The sequence below is a fragment of the Cryptosporangium sp. NPDC048952 genome, assembly GCF_043197895.1.
GTDB lineage: Bacteria > Actinomycetota > Actinomycetes > Mycobacteriales > Cryptosporangiaceae > Cryptosporangium.
The window spans coordinates 1,439,577-1,453,723 of the sequence record NZ_JBICTY010000001.1 but is presented as its reverse complement, the minus strand read 5'-3'; the positions used below and the strand labels follow the sequence as shown (position 1 = coordinate 1,453,723).

Sequence of the window (14,147 nt, the reverse complement as noted above, 5' to 3'; positions counted from 1 at the left end):
TGGCTCCGGCATGCGGGCTCGCGGGCTCGCGGGCTCGCGGGCTCGCGCCAAAATTTGTAGTTCGCGAGGCCGACGAACTACAAATTTTGGCGCGCCTATCAATGAATTGCGACGTCGGTCGCGTGTAGTGCGGTGCCGGCGCGGCCGGAGCGGGTCGCGAGTACCTCGGCGACGATGCTCACGGCGGTTTCGGCGGGTGAGCGTGCGCCCAGGTCCAGGCCTACCGGGCCGTGGATGCGGTCCACCGCGTCAGCGGGTACCCCGGCGGCGGTCAGGCGCTCGCGGCGCGCGGCCTGAGTGCGTCGTGAGCCCAACGCGCCGAGGAAGCCTCGGCCGTGGGCGAGACCCGCGCGCAGCACCTCGTCCATCGCCGGGTCGTGGTCCAGGAGCACCAGCACGTCCGCCGGGCCGAACGCTTCCACCGCGGCAACGGCTTCCGACACCGTCGACACGTCCCGGGCCTCCCAGCCCAGCAACGCGGCCTGCGCCGCGATCGCCCCAGCCAGCGTGCCGCCCCCGATCGTCACGACGTTCGGCGTCGGCACCCACGCGTCCACCAGCACATCGTCGACGACCGCCCGGCCAGGAGCCCCCAACCCGAGCAACCGCGAAGCCTCTTCCGCCACCGCCGCCGACACGAACGACTCCGGGCCGTCGGGCATGGTCGTGGAGTCTCCTGACGTCAGGGACGTCGCCAGGGCTACCGGCGAGCCCGCCGCCAGGGCCGACCACACCGACGGGTCGGACACCGCATGCACGAGCACCTGCGCGGACCCCGCGCACGCCAACCCCGCGGCGACCGCGTCCGACTCCCCCACCGGCACGTTCACCACCGACGAAGCCCCGGACAACGCCCCGGGCACCGCGCCGGCGATCACCGGATCGGCCACACCGCGCAACAACTCCCCCGCCCGGATCCCGTCGTCACGCACCGCCAGCACTTCACCGGCCGGTACTGCGCCGAAGCCGTGCACATCCACGATGCGTGCCACCGCGACCCGGTGCCCCGCGCTCAACCACTCCGCTACCGTGCGCCCGATCTCCCGCATGCCCCCATCCTTCCCCGCGCAGCGCCCCACCGCGACGCCCGCAGCACCCGGCCCAGCATGCCCGGCCCAGCACGCCCCGCCCAGCGCGTCCGCAGGTCACTCCATCCCACGCTTCCCCGGCGTCCAGTGCGCCGACACCTTCACCGCGCGACGCGGCCACCCGAGCGAGTTCCGCAGGTGATCCCGCACCTCGAGGCACGCCTTCTGCTCGCCGGCCACGTAAGCCACCCCCGGCGTCGACGGCAGGTCCAAGGACCGGACCGCGTCCAGCAGCGAACCCGACGACACCCACGGCAGATCCGGCGACATCCGCTCCCGCGACACCACGATGCCGTGCACGGACGCCGACGACGGCAGCGACGAACGCATCGCCAGCAGCGGCACGGCCCCGGTGTCATCGCCGACAAAAAGGTGCCACGGCGCGTCGGCATCCACCACGAAAACGCCCTTGGGTGACGTCAACGCCACCCGCGTGCCCGGTGCAGCCGACGCCATCCACTCGCTGCCCGGCCCGTCGGCGTGCGAGAACCCCCGCAGCACCAACGTCGACTCGCTGAGCGTCCAAATGGAGTACGTACGCAAACCGTTGCCGACGAACAGTCGGACGCTCTGGCCCGCCACGAACTGCCAGGTGCCGAACTCGGGCGCGGACAGCGTGACCTCGTGCACCGATTCTCCGAGAGAAACCGACGAGACCACCGACGCGGAGGCAACTGGGGATGGTCGAACATGGGCTCGACTGCCCGTACCCCGACTACCGCACCTGCCCCGAACTCGCTGCCCTGACCGACAAAGCACTGGCCGAAGGGGTGCTCTCCGAGGCCGTGCTGGCCCCGGAGACCCTAGGTGCCTAGCAGCCGATGAGGCGCTGGGCCAGGTACCCTTCGACCGCGTCGAGACCGACCCGCTCCTGCGACCGCGAGTCACGCTCGCGAATCGTCACGGCCTGGTCGTCGAGCGTCTCGAAGTCGACGGTGATGCAGTACGGCGTGCCGATCTCGTCCTGACGCCGGTACCGGCGACCGATCGCCCCCGCGTCGTCGAAGTCGACGTTCCAGTGCTGACGCAACCGCGCCGCGAGGTCACGGGCCTTCGGCGACAGGTCGGCGTTGCGCGAGAGCGGCAGCACCGCGGCCTTCACCGGCGCGATTCGCGGGTCGAACTGCATGACCGTGCGCTTCTCCATCACGCCCTTGGCGTTCGGCGCCTCGTCCTCGGTGTACGCGTCGAGCATGAACGTCAGCACGGTGCGGTCGACACCGGCGGCCGGCTCGATGACGAACGGCGTCCAGCGCTCGCCCTTCTCCTGGTCGAAGTAGGAGAGGTCGGTGCCGGAAGCCTTCGAGTGCGCGTTGAGGTCGAAGTCGGTGCGGTTCGCGATGCCCTCGAGCTCACCCCACTCGGTGCCGGCGAACTCGAACTTGTACTCGATGTCGACGGTGCGCTTCGAGTAGTGCGAGAGCTTGTCCTTGGGGTGCTCGTAGAGCCGGAGCCGCTCCTTGTCGATGCCCAGATCGACGTACCACTGCAGGCGCGTGTCGATCCAGTACTGGTGCCACTCCTCGTCGGAGCCGGGCACGACGAAGAACTCCATCTCCATCTGCTCGAACTCACGCGTGCGGAAGATGAAGTTTCCGGGCGTGATCTCGTTGCGGAAGCTCTTGCCCTGCTGCGCGATGCCGAACGGCGGCTTCTTGCGCGCGGTCTGCTCGACGTTGCGGTAGTTGATGAAGATGCCCTGCGCGGTTTCGGGGCGCAGGTAGGCCAGGCCCGTCTCGTCCTCGACCGGGCCGAGGAACGTCTTGAGCAGCCCGGAGAACTGGCGCGGCGCGGTGAACGCACCCTTCGTGCCGCAGTTCGGGCAGTTGACGTCGGCCAGGCCGTTCGCCGGCGGCTTGCCGTGCTTGTGCTCGTACGCCTCTTCGAGGTGGTCGGCACGGAAGCGCTTGTGGCAGCTCTGGCACTCGGTCAGCGGGTCGGAGAACGTCTCCACGTGCCCGGACGCCTTCCAGACCTCGGGCGCGAGGATCACGCACGAGTCGAGGCCGACGACGTCGTCGCGACCCGTCACCATCGTCTTCCACCACTGGCGCTTGACGTTGGTCTTCAGTTCGACGCCGAGCGGACCGTAGTCCCAGGAAGCGCGGAGGCCTCCGTAGATCTCACTCGACGGGAACACGAAGCCCCGACGCTTACTCAGGTTGACGATGACGTCCATACGATCGGCGGGCACCCGGGATCTCTCCATCCGGACTGGCAGTTCGGCGGCTTGTGACGAGCCAGGCTACCCCGCCGAGCTGGGGCAGCCGCCACCCCATTTCGTCCCGGTGGATAACCACTTGACCCGATCAGGGACAGACCGTTGCGGTGCCCCCGCTCTCGAACACCACCGGGAAGTACTCGGATCGTGATGAAGCCCCCTGCCGGGCGACCACTGCGGTGACCACCCAGTTGCCGTCCGGATCGGCGCGGAGCTGGTCGCTGACCTGGAACGTGGCGATCTGGCCCGCGACCTCTTCGGCGTCGGCGAACTCGTCGAGGCTGCGGTCGGAGCGCGTCTCGAGGCAGAGCCGGCCGTAGGCCTGCTGGTAGCGGCCTCCCTGGAGGTCGCCGAGGTAGGAGCGCACCGCGTCCACAGCGCTGTCGCGCTGCTGGTTGTAGCTGTAGTAGAGCAGCCCGCCGAAGCCGCCGACGCCTCCGCCGCAGCACAGCAGCAGCGTCACGCCCAGCACGAGCGACACGATCAGCACGGTGCGGTTCGGCCGCGGCACCGGCGGCGCGAACGCCGGTTTGGCGCCCATGCCCGGCGGGGCGGTCGGGGGTGGCGGCAGCGCGCGCAGAGCGCGCTCCCTCCGGAGCTCCCGCTCCTTCACTGCCTTCTGGGGGACGCCCTGAGGCGCGCCCCCGTAGCCGGGTACCCCGTAGCCGGGTACGCCGTACCCGGGCGAGCTGGGGACGGGTGGGTCGTAGGGCTGCTCGCCGGTTGGTTTTCGGCTGCTACCCCCGCTAGAAGGGGGAACCCAGGTCATGACCGTTCGCTCCGCACGTCCTCAGCCTGCCTCACCCCGGCCCGAACGGATAGCCGAGGGCGCTAGCCGGGCGTAACGGGGCGCTCACCGACACGTGTGGTGTCGGCGTCGAGGGCCCGGTCGGTGCGCCCGGCCGTCTCCACCGGGCCGTCCCAGCTGCCCATCAGCTCGAACGCGCTGGGCTCGTCGCTGGACTCGGCCAGCAGCGTGCTCGCGTGCACCTTCACGTCGAAGTCGGAGAGGGCGCGCCGAAAGCTTCCGACCGAGTCCCACTCGGTGGTCAGCGCCCAGGCGGTGGGTACGTCCGCCGAGCGTCCGACGCGTCCGCGGACGAACCCGGGGCGCGCCGCGAATGCGGCCAGCGCCGCCCGTGCCCGCTCGAGGAAGCCCTCCCCGTCCGCCTCCGGTACGTCGAACCGGCTGATGACCAGCAAGGCGTCTCCTTCGATGCCACGATGATTTCCCCACACGCTACTCAGGAGGCGACCCGTAGTGCCCGAGCTGGGTTCCCGTTCCACCAACCTCCTGACGTTCCTGCTGCGTGTGCCGCGGCTCGTGCTGGTGCTGGGCGTCGTCGCGCTCCTGCTGGCCGGTGCGTTCCTCCCGGGCGTGCTCGGCGCGGTGTTCCTCGTGCTGGTCGCCGCGCTGCTCGGATGGTTCGCCCGGCTCAACTGGGACCCGTCGACGCCCGGCGCCCGTACCGCCCGGTTGGTGGCGATCGTCGTCCTGCTCGCGTTCGCGGTCTCGAAGCTCTGACCGTCAGCGACCGCAGCTCGGATCGGCGGCCGGGAGCACGCCCGTGGCCAGGTAGTCGTTGACCGTGGCGTCCACGCACGGGTTGCCGTACTCGCCGTAGATCCCGTGGGCGGTGACCCCGCGCAGTGTGAGCAGGCGGGAGCCGGTCAACGCCCGGTGCAGCGCCTGGCTGCCCTGGTAGGTGGTGGCCGGATCACCGGTCGCCGAGACGATCAGTGCGGACGTGGAGTTGCCGATGTGCGTGGCCCCCTCGCGCGGCTGTCCAGGCCAGAAAGCGCAGGGCCAGATGGTGTTCTTGAGCGGACCGAACAACGGGTGACGGGCCCGGCTGCGCTGGACGTCGTCCCAGTAGGTTTCGGCATCGCGGGGCGCAGCGCGGTCGCCGCAGGTGATCGCCACCGCCGGGCTCGCGAGCGGCGAGCCCGCGCTGGTCAGCACGAACGTGAGCAGGCCGTCGAGCTCGGGGCCGGGGCCCGCCGGACGACGGTGCGCGGCCTCGTTCAGCGTCCGGACCGTCGCGGCGAACGCGGCGCGGTCCGCGGGCCGGTCGTTGCCGGAACCGACCGAGAGCAGGTACGGCGCCGCCTGGTCGTCGACCTCGTGACGGCCGACCCGCAGCGGGCGGTCCGCCGCCGCGGCGACGATCCCGTCGATGGTGGCGAGCACGCGGGCCGGAGTGGCGCCGAGCCCGTAGGTGCGGTGCCGTCCGGCGGCCCACACCGCCCAGCCGCGCAGCGCACGTTCACCTTCCTCCTCCGTGCCCTGCAGCGCCCTCGGGCCCCACGCGTCCGGGTCGCCCGCGCTGTCCAGCACCACCCGGTCGGTGCGGCCGGGGAACAGCTGGGTGTAGACAGCGCCCAGGTAGGCGCCGTAGGAGTAGCCGAGGAACGAGATCCGTCGCTCCCCGAGGGCACGACGCACGAGATCGACGTCACGGGCCGTGTCGCGCGTGTTGGCGTACGGGAGCACGTCGGCGTGGCGCTGGGCGCAGCGCTCGGCCAGGTTCCGCTGCACCGCGACCTGGTGGTCGAAGCCCGCGCGGGTCGCACCCGCCGATCGCAGCCACAGGCCGATCGGCCAGCCGCAGTCGAGCGGCGTGCTGCGTCCGACGAAGCGCGGGTCCAGGCCGACGAGGTCGTACCGGGCGGCGACGTCCTTCATCGCCGCGCGCGTCCGCAGCGGCATGCCCAGCGTGGGCTCGCCGGGGCCGCCGCTGTTGAGGACCAGCGTGCCGATGCGATGGGCGCGGTCGGTGGCGGGTAACCGGGAGAGCGCGAGCGTGATCGTGCGCCCGTTCGGCCGGGAGTGGTCGAGCGGGACCGTGAGCTGCGCGCACCGTGCGCCCGCCCGGTCCAGTTCCGTGCCCTCGGCGTCATCAGTGCTTCGGGCGCAGTTCTTCCAGTCGAGCGGTGGCGGCGGATCCGCGTCGGCGATGGCCGGGAACCCGAGCGCGACCAGCACGAAGGCGATCAACAGGCGTGTAGTTTTCATGCACTTGACGCTATTTTCGGCGCGGGTTCGGCACGATACAGCCGGCCGCAGGCGCCCTGGTACACCCCGCTGTAGTGCCCGGCACCGATCGACGGCGAGAAGATGGGGGCATGCTTTCGGGCTCGGTGTACCTGCTGCGCGCGCTGGCCACCGCTGTCGCCACCGTGTTCGCGTCGCCGGCGCTACTCGTGCCCGCGGCGGCGCGGAACTGGGCCGCCTGGAACCGCCGTCGGGCCGGGCGGCTGCTCGGCGAGGGACTCGACGGCGGGAACCCCGGCTGGCCGCAGAGCCTCGGCTGGGCGCTCGCGCACGTCGCACTGGGGTTACCGCTCGGGCTGATCGCCCTGCTGTGCCTCGGCAACATCGTCGTCGGCGTCGTGGCGGCCACGACGTGGTGGATCTTTCCGCCGAGCACCCGCCCCACCCTGCTCTCGTTCTTCGACCTCCACATCAGCGATTGGCCGACCGCGCTGCTCGGGGGCTCGGTCCAGATCGCCGTGCTCGGCGCGATCGCCTGGTGGGTACTCCCGGTGCTGGCGCGACTCCACGCCCGGATGTGCCTGGCCGTTCTCGAGCCGTCGGACCGCGAGCAGCTCGCCGAGCGCGTCGGCGTGCTGACCAGGAGCCGGGTCGGCGTGGTCGACGCCCACGGCGCGGAGCTCCGGCGGATCGAACGTGATCTGCACGACGGCACGCAGGCGCGCCTGGTGACGATCGCGATGCAGCTGGGCCTCGCCCGGGAGTCGCTCGACGACGATCCGGAGCTGGTCGCGACGCTGCTCCGGCGGGCGCACGAGACCGCGGAGGAGGCGATGGTCGAGCTCCGCACCGTGCTCCAGACGATCTACCCGCCGATCCTCGCCGACCGCGGGCTCGACGGAGCACTGACGTCGCTGGCCGCGCGCTCGACCGTGCCGGTCCGGATCGAGCTCGCCGCGTTGGGCCCGCTCCCCGCGGCCGTGGAGGCGGTGGCCTACTACGTGATCGCCGAGGCACTGACGAACGTGACCAAGCACGCCGACGCGACAGGGATTGCGCTCCGCGTCGAGCGCACCGACGACGTTCTGCTCATCAACGTCACCGACGACGGGCGGGGCGGCGTCGACGAGAGCCGTGGCACCGGGATCGCCGGGATGCGCCGGCGGGTCGCCGCCCTGGACGGCACCGTTGACCTCGACAGCCCACCGGACGGACCGACGACACTCGCAGTGGAGGTGCCATGCGGGTCGTGATCGCCGAGGACAACGTCCTGCTCTCCAGCGGCCTGGAACTGCTGCTGGCGACGAAGGGCTGCGAGGTCGTGGCGGTCGTCCGGGACGGCGGGACGTTCCTCGACGCGGTCGCCGAGCACCGCCCCGACATCGCGATCGTCGACGTCCGCTTACCGCCCTCGTTCCGCGACGAGGGGATCCACGCCGCGCTGGCGGCCCGCCGCGAGCACGGCGCGCTGCCGATCCTGGTGCTGTCCCAGTACGTCGAGCGTGAGTACGCGGGTGAGCTGCTCTCCGACGGACGCGGCGGCATCGGGTACCTGCTCAAGGACCGCATCGGCCGGGTCGCCGAATTCGTCGACGCCCTGCGCCGCGTCGCCGCGGGCGGCACTGCGATGGACCCGGAAGTCGTCGCCCAGCTGCTCGCGCGTCGCGGCGGAGATCCGTTGGACTCACTCACGCCTCGCGAGCGGGAGGCACTCGCGCTGATGGCGCAGGGCCACGACAACACCACGATCGCCGAGCGGATGCGCATCTCCGACAACGCCGTCTCGAAGCACATCGGCAACATCTTCACCAAGCTCGGGCTGGCCGCCGACGACTCGGGCCACCGCCGGGTGCGGGCGGTGCTCGCCTATCTGGACGGCACCGGCGGTCAGGGTGGGCGAAATCAGCCGTAGTAGGCAGAATCACTCAACGTAACTCGTCAAGTACCCCCGCCCCGAGATTGACATTCGTTGTCATCAGTAATGAGAATCGTTGTCATGTACAGCGGACCCCTCCGCGCGGCCCTCACCGCGCTGCTCGCTGTCGGCGTCGCTACGGCGGCAACCGGCTGCTCCTCTTCCGACTCCAGCGCTGCCGCCGAGAACGGCAAGCTCGACGTCGTCGCCGCGTTCTACCCGCTGCAGTACGTGACGCAGCAGGTCGGCGGCGACCGCGTGTCGGTCACCAACCTCGTCTCCCCCGGCACCGAGCCGCACGACGTCGAGCTCAACCCCAAGCAGGTGGCCGAGGTCACCGACGCCGACGCAGTCGTCTACCTGCGGAACTTCCAGCCCGCGGTCGACGACGCGGTGGACGGCGGCGCGAAGGACAAGTCGCTCGACGTCGCCTCCGTGGAGCCGTTGAAGGACGGCTACGTGCCGCTGGAGGAGGGCGAGCTGCACGAGGACGAGAAGGGCAAGGACCCCCACGTCTGGCTCGACCCGACCCGCCTGGCCGGCATCGCGGACGCGGTGGCGAAGAAGCTCGGCGACGTCGACCCGGACCACGCGTCGGAATACACGGCGAACGCGAAGGCGCTCGACACCAAGCTGACCGCGCTCGACGGGGAATACCAGAAGGGCCTGACGAGCTGTCAGGAGAAAACGATAGTCGTGAGCCACAACGCGTTCGGTTACCTCGCTGCGAGGTACGGTCTCACGCAGGTGGCGATCACCGGGCTCACCCCGGAAGAGGAGCCGTCCGCGGCCCGTCTCGCCGAGGTGGCGAACTACGCGAAGCAGAACGGGGTGAAGGAGATCTTCTTCGAGACGCTCGTCAGCCCGAAGATCGCCGAAGCACTCGCCGCTGAAGTCGGTGCGAAGGCCGAAGTCCTCGACCCGATCGAGGGCATCGAGAAGGACAGCTCGGACGACTACTTCTCCGTGATGCGCACCAACCTGACGACCCTGCGAGGCGCGTTGCAGTGCCAGTAACAGAGCCAGCCCCAATAGCCGCCGCCGAGCACGCCACTGTCGTGCTCGGCGAGCGCCCGGTGCTCCGCGACGTCAGCCTCTCGGTCACCGCCGGTGAGGTCGTCGCGCTGCTCGGATCGAACGGATCCGGCAAATCGACGCTGGTCCGGACGCTGTTGGGGCTGGTTCCGCTGTCCGGCGGCTCCGTTTCGCTGTTCGGCACCCCCACCGCGCGGTTCAGCGACTGGCAGCGCGTCGGGTACGTGCCGCAGCGGGCCGGTGCCGCCACGGGCGTGCCGGCGACCGTCCGCGAGGTGGTCACCAGCGGGCGGCTCGCGCGCCGCGGCTTCCTGCGCATCTCCTCCGCCGCCGACCGCGCGGCGGTGAGTGAGGCCCTCGAGACCGTCGGCCTGTCCGACCGGGCGCGCGAACGGGTGTCGACACTCTCCGGCGGTCAGCAGCAGCGCGTGCTCATCGCGCGGGCACTGGCCGGCGCCCCGGATCTGCTGGTGCTCGACGAGCCGAACGCCGGGGTCGACGCCGTCAGCCAGCGCGCGTTCGCCGAGACCGTCGAGCGGCTGGTCGAGCGCGGCACCACGTTGCTGATCGTGCTGCACGAAGTCGGGCCGCTGGCCGACCTGATCACCCGCACGGTCGTCCTCGACCACGGCCGGATCGCGCACGACGGCGCGCCGTGGACCGACGGACACGTCGGCGGGTACTGGATCGACACCGACCGGCACCACGTCCACGGCAACCCGACGGCGAGCCCGCACGGCGAATGGGACGGCGTTCCGGACCACGCCGGTCCGGCCAAGGCGGTGAATCGATGAGCATCCTGCACTACGACTTCATGGTCCGCGCGTTGATCGCTGCGGTGCTGGTCGGGTTGACCGCACCGGCGGTCGGCATCTACCTGGTGCAGCGCCGGATGTCGCTGGTCGGCGACGGCATCGGGCACATCGCGCTGACCGGTGTGGCGCTCGGCTTCCTCACCGGACAGTCGCCGGTGATCAGCGCGGTCGTCGTGGCGGCGCTCGGTGCGGTCGCGGTGGAGCTGATCCGCTCCCGCGGTGGCGCGTCGGGTGACGTCGCCCTGTCGTTGCTGTTCTACGGCGGGATCGCCGGTGGTGTTCTGCTGATCAGCTTGGCGCCGAGCGGTGGTAACGCGAACCTGCTCGGGTATCTGTTCGGGTCGCTGCTGACGACGGCACCGTCCGATCTGATCGTGATGGGGATCCTGACGGTCGCGGTGCTGGCGTTCACCGTCGGGTTGCGGTCGTGGTTGTTCGCGATCTGCCACGACGAGGAGTTCGCGCGGGTGTCGGGCGTGCCGGTGCGGCTGCTGAACATCCTGCTCGCGGTCTCGGCGGCGGTGACGGTCACTGTCGCGATGCGAGTCGTCGGTGTGTTGCTGGTGAGTGCGCTGATGGTGATTCCGGTGGCGACTGCTCAGCAGGTGGCGCGCGGGTTCGTCGCGACGATGGCCGGTGCGATGGGGCTGAGCGTGGCTGTCGCTCTGACCGGGGCGGTCGGCTCGTTTTACCTAGACGTTCCGTCCGGTGCGTCGATCGTCGTTCTCGCGGTTCTGGTCTTCGTCGTCGTGACGGCCGCCGCCGCGGGTGTGCGCGCCTGGCAACGCCGCAACGCCACCCCCCGCCCCTCGGTCTCCCCGACTCCCCCGGCCGCCGACCCGGACCCCGCCGTCCCGGCCGAGGCCGGCGCCCCGACCCGATGAGCCCCGACGGCGCCGCTCCCAGCGCGCTGACGCCAACCGCCACCGCGTCGGCGGCCGAGGTCGCGACTTATGCGCCGGCGGCGGAGTTGCTGCGGGCGTTGGCGTCGCCGTTGCGGATCGCGATCGTGATGCGGCTCGACGATGGTGCGCAGTGCGTTCACGAGTTGGTCGACGCTCTCGGCGTGCCGCAGCCGCTGGTCTCGCAGCACCTGCGGGTGCTCCGCGCGGCCGACGTAGTCACCTCGCACCGCCGCGGCCGCGAGGTCGCCTACTCGCTGACCGACTCCCATGTAGCGCATGTCGTCCGCGACGCGGTAGCCCACTCCGCACATTCTTCGGGTTGATCGGTCAACCGCGTCCCCCGAGCCTCGCCCCGGGCGAGGCCCCACTCGGACGTCGGCCGACGGCTGAGCGGGGCGCAGCTGCGCACGGGCTCGGGGGACGCGGTTTTAGGCCCGCGACACATCGCGGTTTCGGCATATGACCTGAGAGGATGGGCGGGAGCCCGTCCAGCGGGCCGGAGAGGAAGCCCCAATGCAAGCGAGTGTCGGCCGTACCACACGTCAGCGGACGGCAGTCATGGCATTGCTCGGCGAAGTCGAAGAATTCCGCAGCGCACAGGAGCTGCACGAACTACTTCGCCAGCGCGGCGAATCCGTCGGCCTCACCACCGTGTACCGCACGCTCCAAGCGCTCGCCGACGCCGAAGAGATCGACGTCATGCGCCCCCCGGGCGGCGAGCACCTCTACCGGCGCTGCTCGAGTGGGCACCACCACCACCTGGTGTGCCGGGTGTGCGGCCGCACCGTCGAGGTCGCGGGCCCCACCGTCGAGAGCTGGGCGAACCGCGTCGCCGCCGAACACGGCTTCGCTGACGTCTCACACACCCTCGAAATCTTCGGCACCTGCGCCGAGTGCGCCACCCGCGCCTGAGCGCCGAGCGTCCGAGCGCACGCTGCCGGCGCGCGCGGCCGAGTGGCGGCCTTCAGCGCTCACGGCTGAGTGGCGATCTTCGGCGCGCGCGGCTGAGCGCTGGTTGGGCAGCAGGACGGCTTTGCCGGTGATTTCGCCGGTCGCGAGCGCGGATAAGACGGCTGCGGCTCGGGCCAGGGGGTAGCGGACGGTCACGGCTGGGTCGAGGTTGCCGAATGCGGCGGTCGCCAGATGGTCTCACCGGCCTGCACCCGCGGGAGCCGTTGGAAGGCGTGACACCGTTGGTCCTCGCCGCGACCCGCTGCCCGACGTGGAACCCGCTACGGGCGCCGGCCTCGACGATCGTGCCCAGGGCATCGTGACCGGGCACGAACGGGTACCGACCTAAGAGTCGTACGGCTCCGTGGGTGGCTCGATGCGGGTGAGCGAGCGGACCGCGATCGTCGGCACAGGTTCCCTACTGACCGGGTCCGTGTGGCGGGTGGGGTCGTAGCCGCCGACCACCGTGATCCAGGTGTCCCGTTCGAGCGTCGCGGGCGGAATCCCGGCCAGCGCAACTTTCAGCGGACGCCCGTCGGCGGCGCAGCAGCTCAGCACGATGCGGGTGAGGTACGCCGTGCCGTTGTCGTCGACAGTGACGAATCCGGTGAGCCGCACCTGCCGCCCGCGCAGCGACGCGCCGTCCTCCCAGACCGCCCGGGTGACGTAGTCGAGCACCGGGAGCGTCACGGGGTTGCCGGCGGGCAGCGGTGGCAGGTCTGAACGCGGTTGCTGCACCGCGGCCGCACCCTGCTTCTCCGCGGCGTACGACCCGAGCGACGGCGGACCGATCACGAAGATCGTCAGCACCGGCAGGAGCAGCAACCAGGCCACCCGTGGGCCGGAGTGGCCTTCCTCGTCCTCGAAGAGATCGCGCCAGAGCGTGATCGCGGCCGCGACGACCAGCACGACCCCCGCAGCAACCAGATACCACCGCAGCCCCGGCTTCACATACCGCAGGTACACATCGGAGAACACGGTGATGCGCAGCAGCGCGCCACCGATCAAAAGCAGAACGATGCTCTGTGCCTCTTTGGTCATAGCAGCACGCTCCCGATCGCAGCACTGATCGCGACGGCGACGAGAAAGGTCGTTGGCGCGAACCGCAGCGCGAAGCCGCGGCCGAACGTCCCGGCCTGCATCGCGAACAGCTTGACGTCGATCATCGGCCCCACCACCAGGAACGCCAGTCGCGCGGTGAGCGAGAACTGGCTCAGCGACGCCGCCACGAACGCGTCGGCCTCCGAGCAGATCGACAGCAGCACGGCGAGCAGCGCCAACGCCAACACCGCGAGGACGGGCTGCTCGGCGATGGCGTCGAGCCACTGGCGCGGCACCGTCACGTTGAGGAACGCGGCGGTGAGCCCGCCAACGACCAGGAACCCGCCCGCGTGGATCGCGTCGTGCCGGACGCTCAACCAGAAAGCGGTCCACTTCGACGTGCCGGTCAGGTCGGGACGCGGCGGGAGCCGGATCCACTCGGCGCGGCCGAACCGCAGCCAGAGCCATCCGACGGCGATCGCGGTGAGCACCGACGCCCCGAACCGGGCCGCGACCATCTCGGGGCGCCCGGGGAACGCGACAGCGGTGGCCACCAGTACCACCGGGTTGATGGCCGGCGCCGAGAGCAGGAACGTGAGCGCCGCCGCCGGGGCGACCCCCCGTCGGACGAGACCGCCGGCGATCGGTACGGACCCGCACTCGCAGCCCGGAAGCGCGACGCCGGCGACACCCGCGACCGGCACGGCGAGCGCGGGACTGCGGGGTAGCGCCCGGACGAGGAACGACGTCGGGACGAAGACTGCGATCGCCGCGCTGATCAGGACGCCGAAAACGAGGAACGGCAGCGCCTGGACGACGATCGAGACGAAGATCGTGGCCCAGGTTCGAGCGGCTGGGTTGTCGAAGAGTGCGATCAGCGGTCCGCGGAAGACGATCACCGCAAGGAGAGTCGCCGTCAGAATCTCCGCCGAGCGCCCCTGCTTACTCACTGGCACCAAACGTGAATAAGACATTCATTCTTTTCGGGGAAGATTCAGCGACAGGGGGTGAGGACGTGCACACTATCAGCCAGTGGCACCGTCTCGGGAGGGGTCGCCACCTCTCCGAGACGGTGCCCGTTGCCAAGGCTGACCGCCGCCGAAGGGCTGACCGCCGAGCCGCCATGAACTGCATCGCCCTCAGCCCATGGCGGTCGGCGGGTCCGCCCGGGCGCAGCGGCC

General features: G+C 70.7%; 17 protein-coding genes and 1 pseudogene. 9 read left to right on the top strand and 9 right to left on the bottom strand.

The genetic code is table 11. The features are described from left to right. Nucleotides 1-98 precede the first annotated feature (98 nt). Nucleotides 99-1,049, bottom strand: a complete 951-nt coding sequence (locus tag ACGFY5_RS06855; RefSeq protein ID WP_392718103.1) for an XdhC family protein — start codon at nucleotides 1,047-1,049, stop codon at nucleotides 99-101. Nucleotides 1,050-1,145: 96 nt separating this feature from the next. After that, on the bottom strand, nucleotides 1,146-1,718 hold the full coding sequence (locus ACGFY5_RS06850) for a siderophore-interacting protein (protein ID WP_392718101.1): 573 nt from the start codon (nucleotides 1,716-1,718) through the stop codon (nucleotides 1,146-1,148). A gap of 50 nt (nucleotides 1,719-1,768) precedes the next feature. On the opposite strand from ACGFY5_RS06850, the gene ACGFY5_RS06845 reads away from it, so the two are divergent. Beyond that, nucleotides 1,769-1,903: a hypothetical protein gene (locus ACGFY5_RS06845; protein ID WP_392718099.1), complete on the top strand. Its 135-nt coding sequence runs from the start codon at nucleotides 1,769-1,771 to the stop codon at nucleotides 1,901-1,903. On the opposite strand, the gene ACGFY5_RS06840 is transcribed toward ACGFY5_RS06845, so the two are convergent. The 3 genes from ACGFY5_RS06840 to ACGFY5_RS06830 all read right to left on the bottom strand — a co-directional run bounded on the left by ACGFY5_RS06840 (nucleotide 1,900) and on the right by ACGFY5_RS06830 (nucleotide 4,512). Further along, complete coding sequence (locus tag ACGFY5_RS06840) at nucleotides 1,900-3,267, bottom strand: glycine--tRNA ligase (protein WP_392718687.1); 1,368 nt, start codon at nucleotides 3,265-3,267, stop codon at nucleotides 1,900-1,902. The two genes, ACGFY5_RS06845 and ACGFY5_RS06840, sit on opposite strands and share 4 nt — an antisense overlap. 130 nt (nucleotides 3,268-3,397) lie before the next feature. Further along, nucleotides 3,398-4,078, bottom strand: a complete 681-nt coding sequence (locus ACGFY5_RS06835; protein ID WP_392718097.1) for a hypothetical protein — start codon at nucleotides 4,076-4,078, stop codon at nucleotides 3,398-3,400. Between the two features lie 62 nt (nucleotides 4,079-4,140). Further along, nucleotides 4,141-4,512: an antibiotic biosynthesis monooxygenase family protein gene (locus tag ACGFY5_RS06830; RefSeq protein WP_392718095.1), complete on the bottom strand. Its 372-nt coding sequence runs from the start codon at nucleotides 4,510-4,512 to the stop codon at nucleotides 4,141-4,143. Between the two features lie 58 nt (nucleotides 4,513-4,570). On the opposite strand from ACGFY5_RS06830, the gene ACGFY5_RS06825 reads away from it, so the two are divergent. Next, on the top strand, nucleotides 4,571-4,834 hold the full coding sequence (locus ACGFY5_RS06825) for a DUF6703 family protein (protein WP_392718093.1): 264 nt from the start codon (nucleotides 4,571-4,573) through the stop codon (nucleotides 4,832-4,834). A gap of 3 nt (nucleotides 4,835-4,837) precedes the next feature. On the opposite strand, the gene ACGFY5_RS06820 is transcribed toward ACGFY5_RS06825, so the two are convergent. Next, nucleotides 4,838-6,325: an alpha/beta hydrolase gene (locus ACGFY5_RS06820; protein WP_392718091.1), complete on the bottom strand. Its 1,488-nt coding sequence runs from the start codon at nucleotides 6,323-6,325 to the stop codon at nucleotides 4,838-4,840. 110 nt (nucleotides 6,326-6,435) lie between these two features. Here ACGFY5_RS06820 and ACGFY5_RS06815 point away from each other — a divergent pair, with 110 nt between their 5' ends. The 7 genes from ACGFY5_RS06815 to ACGFY5_RS06785 all read left to right on the top strand — a co-directional run bounded on the left by ACGFY5_RS06815 (nucleotide 6,436) and on the right by ACGFY5_RS06785 (nucleotide 11,886). Continuing rightward, on the top strand, nucleotides 6,436-7,557 hold the full coding sequence (locus ACGFY5_RS06815) for a sensor histidine kinase (RefSeq protein WP_392718089.1): 1,122 nt from the start codon (nucleotides 6,436-6,438) through the stop codon (nucleotides 7,555-7,557). Further along, entirely contained in the window at nucleotides 7,545-8,216 is a 672-nt protein-coding gene (locus tag ACGFY5_RS06810) for a LuxR C-terminal-related transcriptional regulator (protein ID WP_392718087.1), read from the top strand. Before ACGFY5_RS06815 ends, ACGFY5_RS06810 begins: the two co-directional genes overlap by 13 nt. An 84-nt stretch (nucleotides 8,217-8,300) precedes the next feature. Further along, nucleotides 8,301-9,236 (top strand): metal ABC transporter solute-binding protein, Zn/Mn family, encoded by a 936-nt coding sequence (locus ACGFY5_RS06805; protein WP_392718085.1) that lies wholly within the window; start codon nucleotides 8,301-8,303, stop codon nucleotides 9,234-9,236. After that, on the top strand, nucleotides 9,227-10,048 hold the full coding sequence (locus ACGFY5_RS06800; RefSeq protein ID WP_392718083.1) for a metal ABC transporter ATP-binding protein: 822 nt from the start codon (nucleotides 9,227-9,229) through the stop codon (nucleotides 10,046-10,048). Before ACGFY5_RS06805 ends, ACGFY5_RS06800 begins: the two co-directional genes overlap by 10 nt. After that, entirely contained in the window at nucleotides 10,045-10,953 is a 909-nt protein-coding gene (locus tag ACGFY5_RS06795) for a metal ABC transporter permease (RefSeq protein WP_392718081.1), read from the top strand. Before ACGFY5_RS06800 ends, ACGFY5_RS06795 begins: the two co-directional genes overlap by 4 nt. Then, complete coding sequence (locus ACGFY5_RS06790) at nucleotides 10,950-11,297, top strand: ArsR/SmtB family transcription factor (protein WP_392718079.1); 348 nt, start codon at nucleotides 10,950-10,952, stop codon at nucleotides 11,295-11,297. Before ACGFY5_RS06795 ends, ACGFY5_RS06790 begins: the two co-directional genes overlap by 4 nt. 190 nt (nucleotides 11,298-11,487) lie before the next feature. Next, nucleotides 11,488-11,886 (top strand): Fur family transcriptional regulator, encoded by a 399-nt coding sequence (locus tag ACGFY5_RS06785; protein ID WP_392718077.1) that lies wholly within the window; start codon nucleotides 11,488-11,490, stop codon nucleotides 11,884-11,886. A 52-nt stretch (nucleotides 11,887-11,938) separates the two neighbouring features. Here ACGFY5_RS06785 and ACGFY5_RS06780 read toward each other — a convergent pair. From ACGFY5_RS06780 to ACGFY5_RS06770, 3 genes and pseudogenes are all read right to left on the bottom strand, one after another. Beyond that, a pseudogene (locus tag ACGFY5_RS06780) lies at nucleotides 11,939-12,259 on the bottom strand (alcohol dehydrogenase catalytic domain-containing protein); the annotation flags it as partial. A gap of 11 nt (nucleotides 12,260-12,270) precedes the next feature. Further along, nucleotides 12,271-12,966, bottom strand: a complete 696-nt coding sequence (locus ACGFY5_RS06775; protein WP_392718075.1) for a TIGR03943 family putative permease subunit — start codon at nucleotides 12,964-12,966, stop codon at nucleotides 12,271-12,273. After that, complete coding sequence (locus ACGFY5_RS06770; RefSeq protein WP_392718073.1) at nucleotides 12,963-13,940, bottom strand: permease; 978 nt, start codon at nucleotides 13,938-13,940, stop codon at nucleotides 12,963-12,965. The genes ACGFY5_RS06775 and ACGFY5_RS06770 overlap by 4 nt, the downstream gene beginning before the upstream one ends. Between the last annotated feature and the right edge of the window lie 207 nt (nucleotides 13,941-14,147).